The sequence below is a fragment of the Lutibacter sp. HS1-25 genome, from assembly GCF_004121075.1.
Taxonomy (GTDB): domain Bacteria; phylum Bacteroidota; class Bacteroidia; order Flavobacteriales; family Flavobacteriaceae; genus Lutibacter.
This window is the reverse complement of the sequence record NZ_RHLN01000018.1, coordinates 42,779-65,001: the sequence shown is the minus strand read 5'-3', so window position 1 is coordinate 65,001 and position 22,223 is coordinate 42,779. Positions and strand designations below refer to the sequence as shown.

The window sequence follows — 22,223 nt, the reverse complement described above, 5'->3', positions numbered from 1 at the left end:
TACTATTTTTTTAAAGTAATAGCAAAGGAAGTTCCTTTTCCAATTTCCGATTTCAAAACTGAGATTTTACCATCGTGGTAATCTTCAATAATGCGTTTTGCTAAAGACAAACCTAGTCCCCAGCCACGTTTTTTTGTGGTGAATCCGGGCGTAAATATTTTTTGTTGCAAGTTTTTTGGAATACCTTTTCCTGTGTCGGAAATTGTGATGTTAACCTGACTTTCGTTTTCAGAAATAACAAGGTTTATATGGCCTTTTCCTTCCATTGCATCGATGGCATTTTTTACCAAATTTTCTATTACCCAGCTATATAATTGGATATTTATATTGGCATTGATAATTGGATTACTGGTTTTAAATTTAAAGCGAACTTGTTTAGAACTTCTAGATTCTAAATAATTAAAAGCAACTTGTGTAGCTTCAACAATATTGTCTTTATGAAGCACAGGAATTGAGCCAATTTTCGAAAATCGTTCAGCAATTATATTCAACCGTTCTACATCTTTTTCAATTTCAGTAATGGTAGCTTTATCTGTGTTTTCCAATCGTAAAATTTCAATCCAACCCAATAAAGATGAAAGTGGTGTGCCAATTTGATGTGCCGTTTCCTTTGCCATCCCAGTCCATAATATATTTTGATCCGCAATTTTATTCGATTTAAAAAACATATAAATAACACTCGAAAACAAGAATAAAATTAAAATTAGTGCTATTGGATAATATTTTAGTTTGGTTAATAAATCAGAATCTCCATAATAAATAAGCTGATTGATGTCTGAATTTTTATAACCCATAAAAATAGGTTCATTTTGACTTTTCATTAAAGCCAATTGTTTCAATAAATAATTAGGATTTTTAGTTTTTAAAGTATCTAAATTAGACCAGTCTGTTATACTGTCTTTTTCATTGGTAATAATCATAGGAATATTTTTATTATTCCCAATTATCTCATATTCTAATGAAATATCAGCATTTAAATCGGCAATACTAAGGCTTTCGTAGGCTTTGGCAAGCACCACCATTTTTGCCCTTTCTTCATTTTTAAATTTTATAAAAAAACTATAAGTATTCCATAAAATAAGAGCTACAATAACAAAAGAGGTTAGTATTACTATCCACCTAATAAATTGCGTTTTTTTATATGAAGCCATTATCCAAATATAGAATTTATGTTGTAATAACTAAAAAATAGGGTTGATATTATTTCTAATTGATATTTTTATTTTAATGTTGATAAGTTTACAAAATATGATATTGAATATTTTGGAATTAATATCTTAAAAAAATTACATTTGCGAAAGCTTTTTTTGAATAAAAAGTATTGTAATAAGTGTTGAAGAATGCTTTTAATGAAATAATTAGAAAAATGGAAGTTACAGGAAAAATTAAAAAAATTGACGAAACTAAAACTGTTGGTGCAAGTGGTTTTAAGATTAGAGAAATGGTAGTTACTACAAATGAGCAATATCCTCAAATGATATTGATTCAATTTGTTCAAGATAAATGTGATTTGCTAAATAACTTTAAAGTTGATCAAGAAGTTAAAGTTTCTGTCAACTTAAGAGGTAGAGAATGGATTAATCCACAAGGTGAAGCTGTATATTTTAATACAATCCAAGGATGGAGAATTGAAGCTGAACAAGCTGCAGGAAGTCCATCAACTCCACCAGCAGGAAATTTTGAAACAACGGCTGCTGTTAGTGATGATAGTGAACCAGATGATTTACCTTTTTAAGTAAGTTATATAGATATTTTATGAAGAGAAAATCGAAAGATTTTCTCTTTTTTGTTTCCTTATATTTGTAAAAAAAATCAATGTATTTACTTTCAAAAGCCTTAATTTTTCCTCCTGTTACTGAAGCTGATGATGATGGCTTGTTGGCAATTGGAGGTGATTTGTCTGTTGAAAGATTGATCTTGGCTTATAATAGCGGTATTTTTCCGTGGTTTAATCAAGGCGAACCAATTATTTGGTACAGTCCAAGTCAGCGAATGGTTTTGTTTCCAAATGAATTAAAAATTTCAAAAAGTATGAGGCAGATTATTAGAAAAGGCACATTTTCCATTACTTTTAATCGGCATTTTAAAGAAGTGATATCAAACTGCAAACAAATGTACAGACCAGGTCAGGGCGGTACTTGGATAACTGATGAAATGGAGCAAGCTTATATAGAATTGCATAAAAAAGGAATTGCAAAATCTGTTGAAGTTTGGCAAAATAATAGCTTAGTAGGTGGTTTGTATGGTATAGATTTAGGCCATGTTTTTTGCGGCGAAAGTATGTTTAGCAAAGTGAGCAATGCTTCAAAAATGGCATTTATTTACTTGGTTCAAAAACTAGAAAAAGAAAATTATAAGTTAATTGATTGTCAGGTGTATAACAATCATTTGGCAAGTTTGGGAGCCAAAGAAATTTCTCGAGATAGCTTTATCAATTATTTAAATAAAGTGTAGTTTAATAGTAAGTTAGTTATATTTGAACTTTAAAAAATAGTAAAAATGGATTTAAAAAATGGACAGTTAGTAGTTGATAATTGGATAAAAGAACATGGGGTTCGTTATTTTAATGAATTAACAAATATGGCGCAATTAACTGAAGAAGTTGGTGAAGTAGCCCGAATTATTGCCCGTCGTTATGGTGAGCAAAGCGAAAAAGAAAGTGATAAAAACAAAGATTTAGGTGAAGAATTGGCCGATGTTGTTTTTGTAGTTTTGTGTTTGGCAAACCAAACAGGAATTGACTTGCAAGCTGCTTTTGATAAAAAAATGGATGTTAAAACCAAACGTGATCACGATCGTCATCATAATAATGAAAAACTGCAATAATGGATCCATATAAAAATCAGTCTTTTTTAAAATTAGCTCTGCGCTTTGGGCTTGTATTTTTAGTTGTGGTTTCAATTATAAAAATTGTGATGTCCATTTTTAATACAGGTTCTATTCAAGGAATGGTTAATGAATATTTTTCTCCAGAGACTTGGCAAAAATTTGTTGTAATTCAATTGGTTATGTCTTCTATTTACGGTTTGTTTATGGCGGGTTATTACAAGTTTATTAAAAAGAAATAGATTCAGTTTTTTTAAATAAAATTGTATCTCAAAAACTCAAAATATCATTTACAGTACTTTAGCTTCAAAAATTCGTATCTAAATTTGGATACTATTTTTTGTGCGTTAACTTTGTGCGCTGAAATATAAATGAAGCTTTTGATGGCTTCAAAATAGCTGCTTTAATATGGAATCGTTGAAAATCAATAAAATAAATAAAACTGTAAACGGAACAATTCAAATTACAGGTTCAAAAAGTGAAACTAATAGATTGTTAATTTTACAACAATTTTATAAAAATTTGAAAATTGAAAATGTTTCAAATTCAGATGATTCGGTATTAATGCAAAAAGCATTGGCAAGTACTTCAAACGAAATTAATATTGGTCACGCTGGTACTGCAATGCGTTTTTTAACTGCTTTTTTTGCTGTAAAAGAAAATTCGGAAATTATTTTAACAGGTTCTGGACGAATGAAAGACCGACCTATTAAAATTTTGGTTGAAGCATTAACTGCTTTGGGTGCAGATATACAATATGTAGAAAAAGAAGGTTTTCCACCGTTAAAAATTTCAGGAAAAAAATTAACCAACAATTTTGTTGAAATCGATGGGCATATTAGCAGTCAGTATATTTCAGCTTTGTTATTAATTGCGCCAACTTTAGAAAAAGGATTGCAATTGCAATTTAAAGGCGAAGTAACTTCTGTTCCATACATTAAAATGACATTGCAATTATTGGCCGAATTAGGAATTTCTTATACTTGGGAAAACAATGTGATTTCAATAGCGCCAAAACCTGTTATTGAAAATGCAACGGTAGTTGTAGAATCTGACTGGAGTTCCGCTTCTTATTATTTTAGTTTGGTAGCTTTAAGTCCAAATTCGCAAGTTACTTTGTCTTCATATAAAAAAACAAGTTTGCAAGGTGATGCTGTTTTGGCTAAAATTTACGAGCATTTTGGAGTTCAAACAACTTTTAAAGAAAACGCAATAATTATTGCTAACCAACAAACAGCAATCAACAATCAACAACCATTAACGCTAGATTTAAAAAGTGCACCAGATATTGCGCAAACTATTGCTGTGACTTGTTTTGGTTTGGGAATGGAATGTTTTTTAAGCGGACTTCATACCTTAAAAATTAAAGAAACAGATCGTTTGGTGGCTTTAAAAAATGAAATAGAAAAATTAGGTGGTGAAGTTGAGATTACCAATGAGACCTTGCACTTAAAACCTTCAACCATATTTAAACAAAATATTAGCATTGCCACATACGACGATCATAGGATGGCTATGGCTTTTGCACCTTTGGCAATTAAGGTTGCTTTGGAAATTGAAGATGCAAATGTGGTATCAAAATCTTATCCAACTTTTTGGGACGATTTTAGCAAAGTTACACGCTAATAAACTCTTTAACAAAGATTTATTGGAAATCACTTGACAACGCCTATGCCGATGTTGTATATTTGCGCTCGTTCATTAAAAAATGATACATTGATTTAAGTCGTGAATCTATCTTTTTTTGAAGAAATTAGTATTGGCTTTTTAAATGTAATCATAAAAAAAACACTAAAAATCACATGAAATTATCACATTTTAAATTCGAATTGCCTGAAGAATTATTAGCAGAATACCCAGCGGAACACAGAGATGAGTCTCGTTTAATGGTATTAAACAGAAAAACAAAAACAATTGAACATAAGTTATTTAAAGACCTAATCAACTATTTTGATGAAGGTGATTTAATGATTTTGAACAATACCAAAGTTTTTCCTGCTCGTATGTACGGCGAAAAAGAAAAAACAGGAGCAAGAATCGAAGTGTTTTTGTTAAGAGAATTAAATGCTGAAAGTAGATTGTGGGATGTATTGGTAGATCCAGCTCGTAAAATAAGAATTGGTAATAAATTGTTTTTTGGTGATGATGAAAGTTTAGTTGCTGAGGTAATTGACAATACAACATCAAGAGGTAGAACTTTACGTTTTTTATATGATGGTTCTTATGAAGAATTTAGAAAAAAACTAGAAGAACTAGGTGAAACTCCACTTCCAAAATACATAAAAAGAGCGGTTGAGCCAGAAGATGAAGATCGTTACCAAACTATTTACGCTAAAGAAGAAGGAGCTGTTGCAGCACCAACTGCTGGATTGCATTTTTCAAAACATTTGATGAAACGTTTAGAAATTAAAGGTGTAGACTTTGCTGAAGTAACATTACACGTTGGTTTGGGTACTTTTAGTGCTGTTGAAGTTGAAGATTTATCTAAACATAAAATGGATTCAGAACAGTGTGTTATCAATGAAGCTACTACTAAAATTGTAAACAATGCAATTGACCATAAAAAAAGAGTTTGTGCTGTTGGAACTACTGTAATGCGTGCTGTAGAAAGCTCAGTTTCGTCTAACGGTCGTTTAAATGAATTTGATTCTTGGACCAATAAATTTATTTTTCCGCCATACGATTTTAGTATTGCAAACTGTATGATTACCAATTTTCACACACCAAAATCTACTTTAATGATGATGGTAGCTGCATTTGCTGGTTACGACTTTTTAATGGAAGCGTATGAAGAAGCTGTGAAAGAAAAATACAAATTCTATTCGTACGGTGATGCGATGTTAATTATCTAATAAATGATTTTTTAATAAAGGAAATTGTCTGAAAAGTGAATTTTCAGACAATTTTTTTATAAACATATTTGATATGAGCGAAAAGAAAGATATACGGTCTTTAACCAAAGAACAATTGCGTGATTTTTTTGTTGAAAATGGCGACAAAGCTTTTCGTGGTAATCAGGTATTTGAATGGCTTTGGAGTAAAGGTGCACATGCTTTTGATGATATGACCAATGTATCAAAAGAAACACGTTCAATATTAGAGCAAAATTTTGTAATCAATCATATTGAAGTTGATAGCAAGCAACGCAGTTCAGACGGAACCGTTAAAAATGCTGTTCGTCTTCACGATGGTTTAATTGTAGAATCGGTTTTAATTCCAACCGGAAGCAGAACTACTGCTTGTGTTTCTAGTCAGGTTGGGTGTAGTTTAGACTGTAATTTTTGTGCCACTGCACGTTTAAAAAAAATGAGAAATCTAAATCCCGATGAAATTTACGATCAGGTTGCAGCCATCAATAAAGAAAGTATAGAAACTTACAATCGCAAACTTTCAAACATTGTTTTTATGGGAATGGGTGAACCATTGATGAATTATAACAATGTGTTAAAATCTATTGAAAAAATTACTTCGCCAGAAGGTTTGGGAATGTCTCCAAAACGAATCACAGTTTCTACTTCAGGATTGCCAAAAATGATTAAAAAATTGGCTGATGACGATGTAAAATTCAACTTGGCTGTATCATTACATTCGGCAATTGACGAGGTTCGTTCAAAAATAATGCCTTTTAGCAAAGCTTTTCCTTTAGAAGATTTAAAAGAATCTTTGGAGTATTGGTACGAAAAAACGCAGAGTAGGGTAACTTACGAGTATGTTGTTTGGGATGGTATAAACGACACTAAAGAAGCTATTTCAGCGTTGGTGAAATTCTGTAAATACGTGCCTTGTAAGGTAAATTTGATAGAATACAATCCAATTGATGATGGGGAATTTCAACAGGCAAATCCTGATACAATTAACAATTATATCAGCAATTTAGAAATGAACGACATTATTGTAAATGTGCGAAGAAGTAGAGGAAAAGATATTGATGCAGCTTGCGGACAATTAGCTAATAAAAGTTAATTTTTGCCTTTGTTTTTTTCTTATTTTTGATTTCTTAATGAAGCCAGTAGAACAAATAAAACAACCCATACTACAAGAAATGGAACTCTTTGAAAGTAAATTCAGAGAGGCTATGATTACCAATGTTCCACTGTTGAACAGAATTACCCATTATATAGTTAGAAGAAAAGGAAAACAAATGCGACCAATGTTTGTTTTTTTGGTGGCTAAAATGGTTTCTGGTGGTAAATTTGAAGATAGAACGTATCGTGGTGCTTCAGTTATAGAATTGATTCATACTGCAACGTTAGTACATGATGATGTAGTAGACGACAGCAACCGTAGAAGAGGTTTTTTCTCCATCAACGCGCTGTGGAAAAATAAAATTGCAGTTTTAGTAGGTGATTTTTTATTGTCGAAGGGTTTACTACTTTCTATAGATAACAACGATTTTGATATTTTAAAATTAATATCTATTGCTGTTCGTGAAATGAGTGAAGGTGAATTGTTGCAGATTGAAAAAGCACGAAAATTAGACATTACAGAAGATGTTTATTTTGAAATCATTCGTCAAAAAACAGCTACTTTAATTTCAGCTTGTTGTGGTATTGGTGCCGCATCTGTTGGAAGTTCTGAGGAGGAAATTCAAAAAATGAGAAAATTTGGAGAGCTGATAGGAATTGCGTTTCAAATAAAAGACGATTTGTTTGATTATACCGATGCTAAAATTGGAAAGCCAACAGGCATTGATATTAAAGAACAAAAAATGACATTGCCTTTAATTCACGCTTTAAATACCAGTTCAGATTCTGAACGTAAATGGTTGTTGAATTCGGTAAAAAAATACAACAAAGACAAAAAAAGAGTCAAAGAAATTATAGCTTTTGTAAAAGAAAAAGGAGGTATTGAGTACACTACCGCCAAAATGAAGGCATACCAATCACAAGCCTTAGAAATTTTAAATAGCTACCCAGACTCACCATACAAAGACTCTTTATTAACAATGGTTAACTATGTTATTGAGCGTAAGATATAGTAATTAGAGTCTATTTTAAACTTACTATTTAATAAAAATTAACAACCAACAGCAAATTCCATTTCTAACAATTCATCTAGGTGTTTACGCGAATTAGACAAGCGGGGAATTTTATGTTGTCCACCTAATTTTCCTTGTTTTTTTAGCCATTTATAAAACAGTCCTTTTTTAGCCAAATTTATTTTTGGTTCGGTCAAAGTCATATTTAAATAACGTTTGGCTTCGTAATCAGAATTGATTTCTTTTAAGGTATTGTCTAGTATTGTGGCAAATGTATTTAAACATTTAGGTTCAGTTTTAAATTCAATTAACCATTCATGCGCACCACTTTTTTCATCAGTCATAAAAATTGGTGCAACAGTATATTCAGACACTTCGGCACCCGTTTTTAAACACGCTATATGAAGTGCTTCTTCTGTATTTTCAATAATTAATTCTTCACCAAAAACATTGATAAAATGTTTGGTTCTGCCAGTAACTCTTATTCTGTATGGTTCTAATGAAGTAAATTTAACAGTATCCCCAATTAAATAGCGCCACAAACCACCGTTGGTTGTAATTACAATAGCATAATTGATGTTGAGTTGCACTTTTTGTAGCGGAATTGCATTTGAATTCTCGCCATTAAACTCATTCATTGGAATAAATTCATAAAAAATGCCATAATCTAACATCAACAATAAATCTTGCGAATCGTTTTGGTCTTGTAGTGCAAAAAAGCCTTCCGAAGCATTGTAAATTTCAAAATATTTAAAGTCTTTTTTTGGAATTAATTTTTTAAACTGCTCACGGTATGGGTTAAAATTTACACCTCCGTGAAAATAGACTTCTAAATTTGGCCAAACCTCTAAAATGTTTTCTTTTCCTGTTCGCTCTAAAACTTTATTTAAAAGTACCAACATCCAAGACGGTACACCCACCAAGCTTGTAATGTCTTCGTGAATGGTTTCTTCAACAATGGCTTTCATTTTACTTTCCCATTCGCCCATTAAAGCAATTTCTTGTTTTGGCGAGCTGCTAAAATCTGCCCAAAAAGGCATATTTTCAATAATAATAGCCGATAAATCGCCAAAAAAAGTTTCGTTATCTTCATAAACGGCGCTACTACCCCCTAAACGCAATCCTTTTCCAGAGAAAAGTTCGGTATCTGGGTTGTTGTTAATGTACAGGCAAAGCATGTCTTTTCCGGCTTCAAAATGGCAATCTTCTAAAGCTTCATCGCTAACAGGGATAAATTTACTTTTAGAATTGGTAGTGCCACTTGATTTTGCAAACCATCTAATAGGCGTTGGCCAAAATACATTTTGTTTGCCTTTGCGAGTAGATTCTATCAAAGGTTCTATAGATTCGTACTGCTGAATAGGTACTTTATTGGCAAAATCTGTATAGTTTTTTATAGCAGAAAATTGGTATTTTTGTCCTATTTCTGTTAATTCTGCTTTGCTAAGTAAATTAAAGAGTAATTCATGCTGAACATCAATTGGATATTTTAAAAATAACTCCATTTGGTGTTTGCGTTTTTTTAAAAACCAAGAAATTATCGAGTTTACTATTGTAAATGGCATATTTTATTAAGTATCTTTAACCTGTTAAAAATAAGAAAAACTTTTATGCAATATCAAACTGTATTGAAAAAAATGATGACAGAACTAAATAAAGTTGTTCACTATTATTTAGATGTTGAAACAGATTTCTTAAATATGAATCAATTATTGGACCGTGAAATTGAAATTAGTTTTGAAGGTTATCAATGTTTAAACTGCGGTAAAGAAAAGAAAATTTTTAGACAAGGTTTTTGTTACGATTGTTTTTATGAAAGTGCTTCAGTAGGAGATTGGGTGATGAAACCCGAATTAAGTAAGGCGCATTTAGGTATTGAAGATCGCGATTTAGAGTTCGAAAAAAACGTGCAATTAAAACCGCATATTGTTTATTTAGCATTGTCTAGCAATGTAAAAGTGGGGGTAACACGCAAAACACAGGTGCCAACTCGCTGGATAGATCAAGGCGCTACAAAAGCCATTGAAATTGTTGAAGTACCAAACAGGTATTTGGCAGGTATTACGGAGGTTGCATTAAAAGATTATGTTGCTGATAAAACAAGTTGGCAAAAAATGTTGAAAAATGAGGTGTTAGATGCTGATTTGTTTGAAGAACGTGAAAAATTAAAAAAATATATTCCTGCGGAAGCACAACCTTATTTTTTAGCAAACAACGGAAAAGTTACTGAAATTGAATATCCGGTTTTGCAATATCCAAAAAAAATTAAAACTTTAAATTTAGAAAAAAGTCAGCATTATGTTGGTAAATTAAAAGGTGTAAAAGGTCAATATTTAATTTTTGAAGACAATACGGTTTTCAACGTTCGTAATAGTGAAGGTTATAAAGTAATAATTAATATAAAATAGCAGGTTAGGACAAGTATGAATAGATATTTTCACAATATAATTGCTGAAACTGTAAAACGCAGATTCAAAAAAAATAGAGATGTAAAACGCAGACGACTTTCTGAAGAGGTTAAAATTTTAGAAGTAAGTATTTCGCATATAATTCACGATGTGTTTTTTATTGTTATTGGTGTTATTTCGGCAGGTTTTGGGTTAAAAGGTTTTTTGCTGCCAAACTCTTTTATTGATGGTGGCGCTATGGGAATTTCACTTTTAATTTCGGAAGTTACAGCCTATTCATTATCGTTGCTAATTGTAATTGTCAATTTTCCGTTCATTATTTTGGGCTATTCAAACCTAGGAAAACAATTTGCTTTTAAAAGTATTTTAGCCATTGTTGGTTTGGCATTAACGGTGCACTTTATTCCGTATCCTGTGGTGACATCAGATAAATTATTGATAGCCGTTTTTGGTGGATTTTTTCTGGGAGGCGGTATAGGATTGTCTATTAGAGGTGGTGCTGTAATTGATGGTACTGAGGTGTTGGCTATTTATTTAAGTAAAAAAACGGGTTTAACAATTGGAGATATTATTTTACTTTTTAACATAATTATATTTTCATTTGGCGCTTATATTTTGTCGGTTGAAGTGGCTTTATACGCCATGTTAACTTATATGGCAGCTGCAAAAACAGTAGATTTTATTATTGAAGGTGTTGAAGAGTACACCGGAATTACCATTATTTCGGTAAAGAGCGAAATGATTAGATCTATGATTACTGAAAAATTAAGACGAGGTGTTACGGTTTATAAAGGTAAAGGCGGATTTGAAAAATCAGATATGTCTTTAACGGAATATGATATTATTTATACCATTGTTACCCGATTGGAAATTGCCAATTTAAAAACTGAAATTGATAAAATTGACGAAAATGCTTTTATTATTATGAATAGCATTAAAGACACAAAAGGTGGTATGATTAAAAAACGTCCGCTGAAATAAGTTTGAAAGTCGAAAGTTTGAAAGTTATTGGTCGCTGAGCGGAGTCGAAGTGATAATTATAAAGGTTGAAAAGTTAGATGTACGCTAATAGAAGTCTTTTTTATTTTTTCCAACCACAAAGTTCACCAAGTTTTACACAAAGAAAGCAGAGTTGACTGTGTTTGTAGTTTAACTTTTGAATTTTTCATTCTTAATTTTTCATCATTCATTATAAAACCTAATCAAACAACTCAATCTCTTCGCCATCTTTTAAATGAAATCTTCTTTTAAATAAATACACTATAAAATAAAGAACAGGTGTGTCTAGCAATGCAATAATTATTTTAAATAAAAAACCACTAATTACCAAGGTTGTAAACAAACTCCAAGGCAACACTTTAAAAATTGAAAGTAATGTTACAACTGTAAGTGTATCAATAAATTGTGAAGAAAAAGTAGAGAAGTTGTTGCGCAGCCAAAGGTGTTTTCCGTTGGTTTTTCTTTTCCAAAAATGAAATATCCGTATGTCTATAAATTGCGCAAATAAATACGCCAACATAGAGGCTAAAACGGCAATTGGCGACAATCCAAATACCTTTGAAAATAAGGTGTTATTAATTGGAGAACCTTCAATAGCGGGTGTGTAGTTGGCCAATAAAACAATAAACATAGCAAAAAAGGAGGCAAAAATACCAGCAATTACAACCTGATTGGCTTTCTTTTTACCATATATTTCTGAAATAATATCGGTTATTAAAAAAGTAATTGGGTAAGGTAAAATGCCAACCGACAACTCAAATCGAAACCAGCCAAACGGATTCCAGTAAAAAAATTTCTGAAATATTAAATTTGAAGCTACCAATGCAGCAATAAACATGGAAGCTAAAATAAGATAAATAGTAAATGCTTCAGATTTTAGATTTGAATTCATTGTTAGTGTATTGATACGAATATAGTAAATTATTACTATTTTTGCATTTTCAAATAAATTCGATAAAATAATATTATAATGAAAGCATATATTTTTCCAGGTCAAGGAGCACAATTCTCAGGAATGGGATTAGATTTATACAACAACTCGCCATTGGCAAAAGAACTTTTTGACAAAGCAAACGAAATTTTAGGATTTGAAATCACAAAAATTATGTTTGAAGGTACTGCTGAAGAGTTAAAACAAACAAAAGTAACACAACCAGCCATATTTTTACATTCAGTAATTTTAGCTAAAACTTTGGGTGAAGATTTTAAACCAGAAATGGTTGCGGGTCACTCTTTAGGTGAACTATCTGCATTGGTAGCAAATGGGGTTTTAACTTTTGAAGATGGTTTAACATTGGTTTCTAAAAGAGCTTTGGCTATGCAAAAAGCTTGTGAAGCGCAAGAATCTACGATGGCTGCAGTATTGGCTTTAGACGATGCTATTGTTGAAGAAGTTTGTGCAAGTATAGATGGAGTTGTAGTTGCAGCAAATTATAACTGTCCGGGTCAATTGGTAATTTCTGGTGAAATTGCTGCTATTGATACGGCTTGTGAAATTTTAAAAGAAAAAGGTGCAAAACGTGCATTGAAATTACCTGTAGGTGGCGCATTTCATTCGCCATTAATGGAGCCTGCTCGCGAAGAGTTAGCTGCTGCTATTGAAGCAACTACTTTTAGCAATCCAATTTGTCCTGTTTACCAAAATGTGGTAGCAAAAGCAGTGACAGAACCTACTGAAATTAAAGAGAATTTAAGAGCGCAATTAACGGCTCCTGTACGTTGGACACAATCTATTCAGCAAATGATTGCAGATGGAGGAACTGAGTTTATTGAAGTTGGTCCGGGTAAAGTTTTACAAGGTTTGATGCGTAGTATAGACAGAAATGTTGCTGCAAGTGGCGCTGAATTTAAGAGTTAATAATTATCAATTGACAATTATCAATTAACAATAAAAAATGTCTCTGATTTGTATCAGGGGCATTTTTTTTGAAAAAAAACGAATAAAATTGTAAGTAACATATTTTTGTTTCGACCTAATTAGAAACTATTTAGATATGAAAAAAATATTTACCTTTTATTGTTTGACCATTTTATTTGTAAGTTGTTCAGGAAATGATGATGATATGGTGCTTGAAACTTCAACAGAAACAGCAATGGAAATGGAAGAAGAAGTTGTAATTGAAACACTAACAGCTGTTGTTATGGGCGATTTTATTTCAGGTGCGCATCCAACCTCAGGAAAAGCTGTTGTGGATGATAAAAATACACAACTTACATTGTCTAATTTTAAAACCGATTCAGGTCCAAAGTTATTACTGTATTTATCTACTGATATTAAATCAACAGAGTATGTAGATTTGGGTGATTTGAAAGGGATTTCTGGCGATTTTACATACGTAATTCCTGAAAATACCGATTTAAAAAAATACAAATATGTGAATGTTTGGTGTGTAGATTTTTCGGTAAGTTTTGGATACGCAATTTTAAATTAACATAAAATTTTATTGCATATTAAAATTTTGTGATTACATTTGTGACATCAAAAAAGAAAAAAATGATAATTAAGTTTAACAAAATGCGTTGTATGATGTGTAAAATTTACGCAGAGGCACCTATTGTTTAAAACTTTTTAAATATAAAACAATGTAAAACCTCTGAGCAATCAGAGGTTTTTTATTTTAAAATAAGCAGAAAATGAATTTAAATTTCCAAAAAAACATGTCAAACCAATTAACAATGTGTATGCAAATGATGCGTAACACAATGATATGGTATTGCCAAAAATAAATGGAAAAATAAAATCAATATAGATTTAAGTCCCTTTGGTAATACCTAAAACCAAAGGGACTTTTATTTTTAAAAATTAAATAAAATATAAAAAAATAGAATTATGAGCACTCAAAAATTATCAACACAAGCATTACACGCAGGACACAATACAGACAATACTTCAGGAACCAGAGCGGTGCCTATTTACCAAACTTCATCATATGTTTTTGATGATACAGAACATGCTGCAAATTTATTTTCATTAAAAGAATTAGGATTTATTTACACACGTTTAAACAATCCAACAAACGATATTTTACAACAACGATTAGCTGCTATTGAAGGTGGTGTAGGAGCAGTAGTATTTGCTTCAGGTACATCAGCAATTTCAACAGGATTGTTAACATTGTTAAGAGCAGGCGATCATATTGTAGCTTCAAGCAGTTTGTATGGTGGTACGTTTACATTGCTAAATGTTACCTTACCAAGATTGGGTATTACAACAACTTTTGTTGATGCTTCAAATCCAGAAAACTTTAAAAAAGCAGTTCAAGAAAATACAAGAGCATTTTTTGTTGAATCTTTAGGAAATCCAAAATTAGATGTGTTAGATTTAGAAGCCATTGCTAAAGAATCGCAAGCTGCAGGAGTACCTTTTATTGTAGACAATACAGTTGCAAGTCCGGCATTGTTAAACCCTATTAAACATGGAGCTAATTTGGTTATTCACTCATTAACAAAATATATTGGCGGGCAAGGAAACTCATTAGGAGGTGCTATTATTGATGCTGGTACTTTTGATTGGACTAACGGAAAATTTCCAGAATTTACAGAGCCATCAGCCGGATACCACGGATTGGTTTATAGCGAAGCTTTAGGTGCAGCAGCATTTACATTTAAATTAATTTTAGAAGGTTTACGTGATTTTGGTGGTGCTTTGAGTCCGTTTAACGCTTTTCAAATTATCCAAGGATTGGAAACTTTACCAGTTCGTATTAAGCAACACAGTGCAAATGCATTGGAATTGGCAAAATGGTTAGAGGATAGAGAAGAAGTTGCTTGGGTAAATTATCCAGGTTTAGAAAGTAGCAAATACTACGATTTGGCTAAAAAATATTTACCAAACGGACAAAGTGGATTGGTTACTTTTGGTTTAAAAGGTGGTTTTGAAGCAGCCAAAGCAGTTACAGATGCAACTCAATTATTTTCGTTATTGGCAAATATTGGAGATACCAAATCGTTGATTATTCATCCTGCAAGCACAACGCATCAGCAATTAACTGAAGATCAGCAAATTGCATCGGGTGTTACACAAGATTTAATTCGTTTATCAGTTGGTCTTGAGGATATTGAAGATTTAAAAAATGATTTAAAAGAAGCTTTTGCTAAGGCAGCTGAACAATCAAAATAATTTGACTTAAATTTTTGTGTGAGAACAATTTATTGCGTTAATTTGCGGCTTAGTTCATAAACTTATTGACTATTGTTATCAAGAAAGGCAGAGGGAATAGACCCGTTGAAGCCTTAGCAACCCTTTACATAATAAAGAAGGTGCTAAATTCTACCCAATTTGGATAGATAACTTTTACGTAATTACCTTCGTAATTTAAGCATTTCTCACAACAATAATTTATAAGTAGCAAACGGCAAAAATTGTACGTTTTATATTTTTTAATGAAATAGTAATGAATCAATTACAACATATATCGCTCACTAATTTTATTTCTGAAAAAGGAATAAAAAGTGAGCGTATTCAACTTTCTTATGAAGTTTTTGGGAAAGCACTGCATACGGCTCCAATTATTTTAGTCAATCACGCTTTAACGGGCAATAGCAATGTTGCTGGTGAAAACGGTTGGTGGATTGATTTGGTGGGTGAAAACAGGGTAATTGATACCAATCAGTACACGGTTTTATCGTTCAACATTCCAGGGAATGGTTACGACGGATTTGTAATTGAAAATTACAAAGATTTTGAAGCGCGTGATATTGCAAATATCTTTTTATTGGGTTTAAAAGAACTTAAAATTGAGCAGCTTTTTGCTTTAATTGGGGGGTCCTTAGGTGGCGGAATTGCTTGGGAAATGGCAGTAATTAACCCTGTGATTACAAAAAATTTAATTGTAATTGCTACCGACTGGAAATCAACAGACTGGTTAATTGCCAATTGTCAAATTCAAGAACAGTTTTTAGTCAATTCGTGCAATCCAGTTCACGATGCGCGTATGCACGCAATGTTGTGTTATAGAACACCCGAATCTTTTAAAGCACGTTTTCAACGTTCAAAAAACAAAGATTTAGAGATTTTTAATGTAGAAAGTTGGTTGTTGCATCACGGTAAAAAATTGCAGGAACGTTTTCAATTATCGGCTTATAAATTAATGAATCAGTTGTTAAGATCTATTGATGTTACTAAAGGTAGAGACGAAAGTATTTTAGATTCTATCCAAGCCAATATTCATATTATTGGGGTAGATTCTGATTTGTTTTTTACTGCTGAAGAAAATAAAGAAACACACAAACAATTGGCATTAACACATCCAAACGTAACCTATAACGAAATAAATTCGGTTCACGGGCACGATGCGTTTTTAATGGAATACAAACAGTTAGGAAAAATAATTGAACCTATTTTTAATCAAAGTTCAAAAAAAAATACAATGAAAGTAGTAAAATTTGGAGGACAATCTTTGGCCAACGGAAAAGGGTTAGATTGTGTATTGGATATTATAGAAACTAAAATTAACAACGGAGAAAGTATTGCAGTGGTAATTTCTGCACGTGGTAAAACAACCGATCATTTAGATTCTATTTTAGAAAAAGCAAAAAACAATTTGCCGTATTTAGAAGAATTTGAGAAAGTTAAAAATTACCAATTAGAAATTGATAACACTGTTGATGTTGCTGCTGAATTTCAATTGTTAGACGAGATTTTTAGAGGTGTAAACTTATTGGGCGATTACAGTCCAAAAGTAAAAGATCAAGTGTTGGCACAAGGTGAAATTTTATCTGGAAAAGTGATTGTACACTTGTTGAAAAAAAGAGGTTTAAAAGCCAATTTTGTAGATTCTAGAAAATTGATAAAAACCAACAATCAGTTTGGTAGTGCACAACCTTTTGAAAGTGTTTCAGAAGACAATGTGGTTGAGTTTTTTAGAACCCAACCGGTTGATACTACGCAAATTATTACAGGTTTTATAGGTTCAACTTTACAAGGTGAAACCACAACTTTAGGAAGAAATGGAAGTAATTATACAGCTTCTTTAATTGCTAATTTTTTAAATGCTGAAGAATTTCAAAACTACACACATGTTGATGGGATTTACACAGCAAATCCTGAATTGGTTGAAAATTCAAAGAAAATTGAAAAATTATCTTATCAGGAAGCCAATGAAATGGCAAATTTTGGCGCCAATATTTTACACGCAAAAACCATTATTCCGTTAATCGAAAAAAATATTCCTTTACGAATTTTAAATACATTCAATGCAGATAGCAATGGAACTTTAATTGGTTCTGAAACTGAGCGTGGTGGTATAAAATCATTATCAGTTGATCAAAATGTAGCTTTGGTTAATTTAATTGGTCGTGGTTTGTTGGGTAAAGTTGGTGTTGACGGACGAATTTTTGGTGCTTTAGGAAAAGAAAATATTAGTGTTAGTATCATCTCTCAAGGTTCTTCAGAAAGAGGAATCGGATTTATTGTTGATGGTAAAAATGGTTATAAAGCCAAAAAAGTTTTAGAAGAAGAGTTTCAAACAGAATTTCAAAGTAAAGATGTAAGTCAGATTTATATCAATGAAAATGTTTCGGTAATTTCAATTATCGGTCAAAGTTTGCATTCTTTCAATCAGCCATATAGCGCATTAATTAAAAATCACATCACACCAATTTTAATTAACAATACGGTTACCGGTGAAAATGTTTGTTTGGTTGTTAAGAAAACCGATTTAAAGAAAGCGGTTAACGTAATACATGGAGAAATTTTTGGGGTTTCTAAAAACATCAACATCGCCATATTTGGCAAAGGTTTGGTAGGTGGTACTTTGGTAGATCAAATATTAAAAAGCAAAGAAAATATTTTAAAACGTAAAAATATCAACTTAAATATTTTTGCAGTAGCCAATTCATCAAAAGTATTGTTAAATAAGGATGGGGTTACAGAAAATTGGAAAGAAGATTTGGCTTTAAGTAACGATAATAACAATGTTGAAACCATTATTGATTATGTAAATAAGTATCATTTAGAAAATTTAATTGCAGTTGACAATACAGCAAGTAGCGAGTTTGTTAAAAATTATATCGATTTGGTTGAAAGTGGTTTTGATTTGGTTTCTTCAAACAAAATTGCCAATACTTTAGATTATGGTTTTTATAAAGAATTACGTCAAAAATTAAAAGAAAATAAAAAAGCATATTTGTACGAAACCAATGTTGGTGCAGGTTTGCCTTTAATTGATACCATTAAATTATTACACGATTCTGGTGAAAATATCACAGGTATTAGAGGTGTGTTTTCAGGTTCGTTAAGTTATTTATTCAATAATTTTTCTGTACAAGACAGGCCTTTTAGTCAAGTTTTAAAAGAAGCTATTGAAAATGGTTATACAGAACCAGATCCTCGTGAAGATTTATGTGGAAATGATGTTGGAAGAAAATTGTTGATTTTAGCGCGAGAGTTAGATTTGCAAAACGAGTTTAAAGATGTTATTATTCAAAATTTAATTCCAGAAAATTTACGTGAAGGTTCTGCGCAAGAATTTTTGGGTAAATTAGAAGAAATGGATGCATATTACCAAAAAATTAAAGACAATCAGGAAGCAGGTCATGTATTGAGATATATTGGAGATTTGTCTGGTGATTTGCAAAAAGACAAAGGGGTGTTGGAAGTTAAATTAATTTCAGTACCTGCAAATAGTGCTTTAGGACAAATACAAGGAGCGGATGCTATTTTTGAAGTATTTACAGAGTCTTATGGCGAAAAACCAATCGTAATTCAGGGTGCAGGAGCAGGAGCAGCTGTAACAGCCAGAGGTGTTTTTGGTGATATATTAAGATTGGCAGAGAAACATTAAATTCCCCCTAACCCCCAAAGGGGGAAATATTAGTTGTAAAAGTTTCCTTCCCTTTGGGAAGGATTATGGATGGGATAAAAATAGATATAATTATGAGTAAACATTTTGAAACAGAAGCAATAAGAAATCAAATAGAAAGATCTCAATTTCAAGAGCATACCACACCAATGTATGTGACTTCAAGTTTTGTTTTTGATGATGCAGAAGATATGAGAGCGTCATTTACTGAAGAGAAAATTAAAAATATTTATTCTCGTTACAGCAATCCAAACAATACCGAGTTTATTCAAAAAGTAATGCAAATGGAAGGTGCAGAAGATGGATTTGCTTTTGCTACTGGTATGGCAGCTATTTATTCAACTTTTGCGGCTTTGTTAAGTAGTGGCGATCATATTGTTTCAGCACGTTCAATTTTTGGATCAACACATACTTTGTTTACGCAATATTTTCCAAAGTGGAATATAGAAACTTCGTATTTTGATATCAACAATCCAAGTGAAATTGAAAGTTTAATTCAACCTTCAACAAAAATATTATATGCAGAATCACCAACCAACCCAGGTGTAGATATTATAGATTTAGAGTTGTTAGGTAAAATTGCTAAAAAACACAATATCTTATTAATTATAGACAATTGTTTTGCAACACCTTATATTCAACAACCAATTAAATATGGAGCAGATTTGGTTGTTCATTCGGCAACAAAATTAATGGATGGTCAAGGGCGTGTTTTAGGAGGTATTGTGGTTGGAAAATCAGAATTAATCAGAGAAATTTATTTATTTTCACGTAATACAGGTCCTGCATTAGCACCTTTTAATGCTTGGGTTTTAAGTAAAAGTTTAGAAACATTGGCTGTAAGAGTTGATAGACATTGTGAAAGTGCTTTTGCAATAGCTAAAGCATTAGAAAGTCATTCGGCAGTTTCAAAAGTTAAATATCCCTTTTTAAAGTCGCATCCACAATATGAAATTGCAAAAAAGCAAATGAAGTTAGGTGGTAATATTATTGCTATTGAAGTAAAAGGAGGAATTGAAGCAGGTCGAAAATTTTTAAACGCCATAAAAATGTGTTCATTGTCTGCAAATTTAGGTGATACACGTACCATTGTAACGCATCCAGCTTCTACAACGCATAGCAAATTAAGTGAAGAGGAACGCTTGGCGGCAGGTATAACACCGGGCTTGGTGCGAATTTCAGTTGGTTTAGAACATGTGAATGATATTCTTGAAGATGTTGTTCAGGCTTTAAATAGTTAAAAATTTATAGATTTTTTTAAGAATATGATAAAAATTCATTTTTTTAAATTTTTATAGTCTACTAAGTTGGTAGACTATTAAATATCATGTATGTTTGCATCGCAAATAAAGAATAATATTATAACTAATGATAATAGATCAAGTTTTGACTCATAATAAACATAATTCTGAAAAAAGTTTTCAGGAGGTTAAAAACTCTGAAAAAGCAGCTAGAAGTATTGTTAAAGCAATAAGCTGGAGAGTTGTAGGTACTATAGATACCATTGTTATTTCGTATTTTATTACTGGTGAAATTACCATGGCATTGTCTATAGGTATGGTTGAGGTTGTAACAAAAATGGCCTTGTACTTTTTTCACGAAAGAGCTTGGAATGTTATAAAATGGGGAAAAAAATGAGAAATTTAGATATAGATAAAATCAATAAAGATTTACAGGGTAAAACACCTGCTGAAATAATTGCTTGGGCTTTAACGCTTGATAACAATGCAGTTGTAACAACTAATTTTAGGCCTTATGAAGTAGCAATTTTACATGCTTGTTCGCAGGTTGATGCTGATATGAAAGTTATTTGGTGTGATACAGGGTACAATACACCTCAAACTTATAAGCATGCAAATGAGGTGATACATTCATTGGGTTTAAATGTACATTTGTATGTGCCTAAACAAACTTCGGCTTACAGAGATGCAATGATGGGAATTCCTCAAATTGAAGATCCAAACCATGTTATTTTTACAGAGCAAGTAAAGTTAGAGCCTTTTAGTAGAGCAATGGCTGAGCACAAACCAGCTGTTTGGTTTACAAATTTAAGAAGTGGGCAAACTGCTTTTAGAAATAGTATAGATATTGTTTCGTTAAGTAAAGATGGCGTTTTAAAAGTGAGCCCTTTTTATCATTGGTCAGATGAAAAATTAGATGCTTATTTGGAAGAAAATAATTTACCAAATGAGTTCAAGTATTTTGACCCAACAAAAGTATTATCGAATAGAGAATGTGGATTGCATTCATAAAAAAATAAAAATGACAGATACGTTACAAATAAGCGCATTAGAGAGTGAAGCAATTTATATTTTTAGAGAAGTTGCTGCTCAGTTTGAAAGGCCAGTATTATTATTTTCTGGAGGAAAAGACTCTATAACATTGGTTAGATTGGCTCAAAAAGCTTTTTATCCAGCTAAAATTCCTTTTCCTTTAATGCACATTGATACAGGTCATAACTTTCCTGAAACAATTGAGTTTAGAGATCGTTTGGTTGAAGAATTAGGATTGGAATTAATTGTTCGTAATGTTCAGGATTCTATTGATGAAGGAAAAGTAAAAGAAGAATCTGGAAGATATTCTAGTCGTAATATGTTGCAAACTACCACTTTATTAGACGCTATTGAAGAGTTTAAGTTTGATGCTTGTATTGGTGGTGCGCGTAGAGATGAAGAAAAAGCAAGAGCAAAAGAACGTATTTTTTCTGTACGTGACGATTTTGGACAATGGGATGAAAAAAATCAACGCCCTGAATTATTTGACATGTTAAATGGTCAAATTGAATTGGGTCAAAATGTACGTGTTTTTCCAATTTCTAACTGGACAGAATTAGATGTTTGGACTTATATTGAAAAAGAAAATTTAGAAATTCCTTCTATTTATTTCTCTCACCCACGTTTAACATTTGTACGTGATGGGTTAATTTGGACTGCTTCAGAGCACGTTTATAGAGATGAAGAAGAAGAAGTAAAAGAACGTATTGTGCGTTTTAGAACTGTTGGAGATATGAGTTGTACAGCTGCGGTTGCTTCTCATGCGGCAACAATTAGCGAAGTGGTTGCTGAAATTAGAGATTCAAGTATCTCTGAACGTGGAGCTCGAATTGATGATAAAAGATCTGAAGCAGCAATGGAAAAACGTAAACAACAAGGGTACTTTTAATCCCCCTAGCCCCCAAAGGGGGTAATAAGGAGATTGTGAAAATATAAA

General features: G+C 31.9%; 21 protein-coding genes and 1 riboswitch. Of the genes, 18 read left to right on the top strand and 3 right to left on the bottom strand.

Translation table 11 applies throughout. The annotated features are described in order from the left end of the window. Window positions 1–2: 2 nt before the first annotated feature. Window positions 3–1,151 carry a PAS domain-containing sensor histidine kinase gene (locus tag EC396_RS08390; protein WP_129366262.1) on the bottom strand — a complete coding sequence of 383 codons (1,149 nt, stop codon included), beginning with the start codon at window positions 1,149–1,151 and terminating at the stop codon, window positions 3–5. A 215-nt stretch (window positions 1,152–1,366) separates the two neighbouring features. On the opposite strand from EC396_RS08390, the gene EC396_RS08385 reads away from it, so the two are divergent. The 8 genes from EC396_RS08385 to EC396_RS08350 all read left to right on the top strand — a co-directional run bounded on the left by EC396_RS08385 (window position 1,367) and on the right by EC396_RS08350 (window position 7,804). Then, the gene (locus EC396_RS08385; RefSeq protein ID WP_129366261.1) at window positions 1,367–1,735 is read left to right on the top strand and encodes a DUF3127 domain-containing protein; all 369 of its coding nucleotides are present in this window, start codon (window positions 1,367–1,369) and stop codon (window positions 1,733–1,735) included. A gap of 80 nt (window positions 1,736–1,815) precedes the next feature. Continuing rightward, window positions 1,816–2,454: a leucyl/phenylalanyl-tRNA--protein transferase gene (gene aat, locus EC396_RS08380; RefSeq protein ID WP_129366260.1), complete on the top strand. Its 639-nt coding sequence runs from the start codon at window positions 1,816–1,818 to the stop codon at window positions 2,452–2,454. A 45-nt stretch (window positions 2,455–2,499) separates the two neighbouring features. Beyond that, window positions 2,500–2,826 (top strand): nucleotide pyrophosphohydrolase, encoded by a 327-nt coding sequence (locus EC396_RS08375; protein ID WP_129366259.1) that lies wholly within the window; start codon window positions 2,500–2,502, stop codon window positions 2,824–2,826. After that, a complete protein-coding gene (locus EC396_RS08370) occupies window positions 2,826–3,068 on the top strand; it encodes a hypothetical protein (RefSeq protein WP_129366258.1) in 243 nt (80 codons plus the stop codon). Before EC396_RS08375 ends, EC396_RS08370 begins: the two co-directional genes overlap by 1 nt. 166 nt (window positions 3,069–3,234) lie before the next feature. Further along, window positions 3,235–4,452: a 3-phosphoshikimate 1-carboxyvinyltransferase gene (locus EC396_RS08365; RefSeq protein ID WP_129366257.1), complete on the top strand. Its 1,218-nt coding sequence runs from the start codon at window positions 3,235–3,237 to the stop codon at window positions 4,450–4,452. Between the two features lie 176 nt (window positions 4,453–4,628). Next, window positions 4,629–5,678: a tRNA preQ1(34) S-adenosylmethionine ribosyltransferase-isomerase QueA gene (gene queA / locus EC396_RS08360; RefSeq protein WP_129366256.1), complete on the top strand. Its 1,050-nt coding sequence runs from the start codon at window positions 4,629–4,631 to the stop codon at window positions 5,676–5,678. A 73-nt stretch (window positions 5,679–5,751) separates the two neighbouring features. Next, window positions 5,752–6,789, top strand: coding sequence for a 23S rRNA (adenine(2503)-C(2))-methyltransferase RlmN (rlmN, locus tag EC396_RS08355; protein WP_129366255.1), 1,038 nt, complete (start codon window positions 5,752–5,754; stop codon window positions 6,787–6,789). A gap of 37 nt (window positions 6,790–6,826) precedes the next feature. Beyond that, window positions 6,827–7,804, top strand: a complete 978-nt coding sequence (locus EC396_RS08350; protein WP_129366254.1) for a polyprenyl synthetase family protein — start codon at window positions 6,827–6,829, stop codon at window positions 7,802–7,804. 38 nt (window positions 7,805–7,842) lie between these two features. On the opposite strand, the gene EC396_RS08345 is transcribed toward EC396_RS08350, so the two are convergent. Then, on the bottom strand, window positions 7,843–9,369 hold the full coding sequence (locus EC396_RS08345) for a GH3 auxin-responsive promoter family protein (RefSeq protein ID WP_129366253.1): 1,527 nt from the start codon (window positions 9,367–9,369) through the stop codon (window positions 7,843–7,845). 45 nt (window positions 9,370–9,414) lie between these two features. On the opposite strand from EC396_RS08345, the gene EC396_RS08340 reads away from it, so the two are divergent. Together EC396_RS08340 and EC396_RS08335 are read left to right on the top strand one after the other, a co-directional pair. Beyond that, window positions 9,415–10,212, top strand: a complete 798-nt coding sequence (locus EC396_RS08340) for a DUF2797 domain-containing protein (RefSeq protein WP_129366252.1) — start codon at window positions 9,415–9,417, stop codon at window positions 10,210–10,212. 15 nt (window positions 10,213–10,227) lie between these two features. Continuing rightward, a complete protein-coding gene (locus tag EC396_RS08335; RefSeq protein WP_129366251.1) occupies window positions 10,228–11,193 on the top strand; it encodes a YitT family protein in 966 nt (321 codons plus the stop codon). A gap of 217 nt (window positions 11,194–11,410) precedes the next feature. On the opposite strand, the gene EC396_RS08330 is transcribed toward EC396_RS08335, so the two are convergent. Continuing rightward, a complete protein-coding gene (locus tag EC396_RS08330) occupies window positions 11,411–12,103 on the bottom strand; it encodes a queuosine precursor transporter (RefSeq protein WP_129366250.1) in 693 nt (230 codons plus the stop codon). Between the two features lie 78 nt (window positions 12,104–12,181). Here EC396_RS08330 and fabD point away from each other — a divergent pair, with 78 nt between their 5' ends. The 8 genes from fabD (at window position 12,182) to cysD (ending at window position 22,175) form a co-directional block, all read left to right on the top strand. Next, window positions 12,182–13,069 (top strand): ACP S-malonyltransferase, encoded by an 888-nt coding sequence (gene fabD, locus EC396_RS08325; RefSeq protein ID WP_129366249.1) that lies wholly within the window; start codon window positions 12,182–12,184, stop codon window positions 13,067–13,069. Window positions 13,070–13,205: 136 nt separating this feature from the next. Further along, on the top strand, window positions 13,206–13,643 hold the full coding sequence (locus tag EC396_RS08320) for a DM13 domain-containing protein (protein WP_129366248.1): 438 nt from the start codon (window positions 13,206–13,208) through the stop codon (window positions 13,641–13,643). Window positions 13,644–14,041: 398 nt separating this feature from the next. After that, a complete protein-coding gene (locus tag EC396_RS08315) occupies window positions 14,042–15,331 on the top strand; it encodes an O-acetylhomoserine aminocarboxypropyltransferase/cysteine synthase family protein (RefSeq protein WP_129366247.1) in 1,290 nt (429 codons plus the stop codon). Between the two features lie 72 nt (window positions 15,332–15,403). Beyond that, window positions 15,404–15,505, top strand: a riboswitch (SAM riboswitch). Between the two features lie 100 nt (window positions 15,506–15,605). Beyond that, window positions 15,606–18,995, top strand: coding sequence for a bifunctional aspartate kinase/homoserine dehydrogenase I (thrA, locus tag EC396_RS08310; protein ID WP_129366246.1), 3,390 nt, complete (start codon window positions 15,606–15,608; stop codon window positions 18,993–18,995). A 92-nt stretch (window positions 18,996–19,087) separates the two neighbouring features. Next, complete coding sequence (locus EC396_RS08305) at window positions 19,088–20,254, top strand: PLP-dependent aspartate aminotransferase family protein (RefSeq protein ID WP_129366245.1); 1,167 nt, start codon at window positions 19,088–19,090, stop codon at window positions 20,252–20,254. A gap of 127 nt (window positions 20,255–20,381) precedes the next feature. After that, window positions 20,382–20,651, top strand: a complete 270-nt coding sequence (locus EC396_RS08300; protein WP_129366244.1) for a DUF2061 domain-containing protein — start codon at window positions 20,382–20,384, stop codon at window positions 20,649–20,651. Continuing rightward, a complete protein-coding gene (locus EC396_RS08295) occupies window positions 20,648–21,265 on the top strand; it encodes a phosphoadenosine phosphosulfate reductase family protein (protein ID WP_240665664.1) in 618 nt (205 codons plus the stop codon). Before EC396_RS08300 ends, EC396_RS08295 begins: the two co-directional genes overlap by 4 nt. Before the next feature lie 10 nt (window positions 21,266–21,275). Further along, window positions 21,276–22,175, top strand: coding sequence for a sulfate adenylyltransferase subunit CysD (gene cysD / locus EC396_RS08290; protein WP_129366242.1), 900 nt, complete (start codon window positions 21,276–21,278; stop codon window positions 22,173–22,175). The last annotated feature ends 48 nt before the right edge of the window (window positions 22,176–22,223 follow it).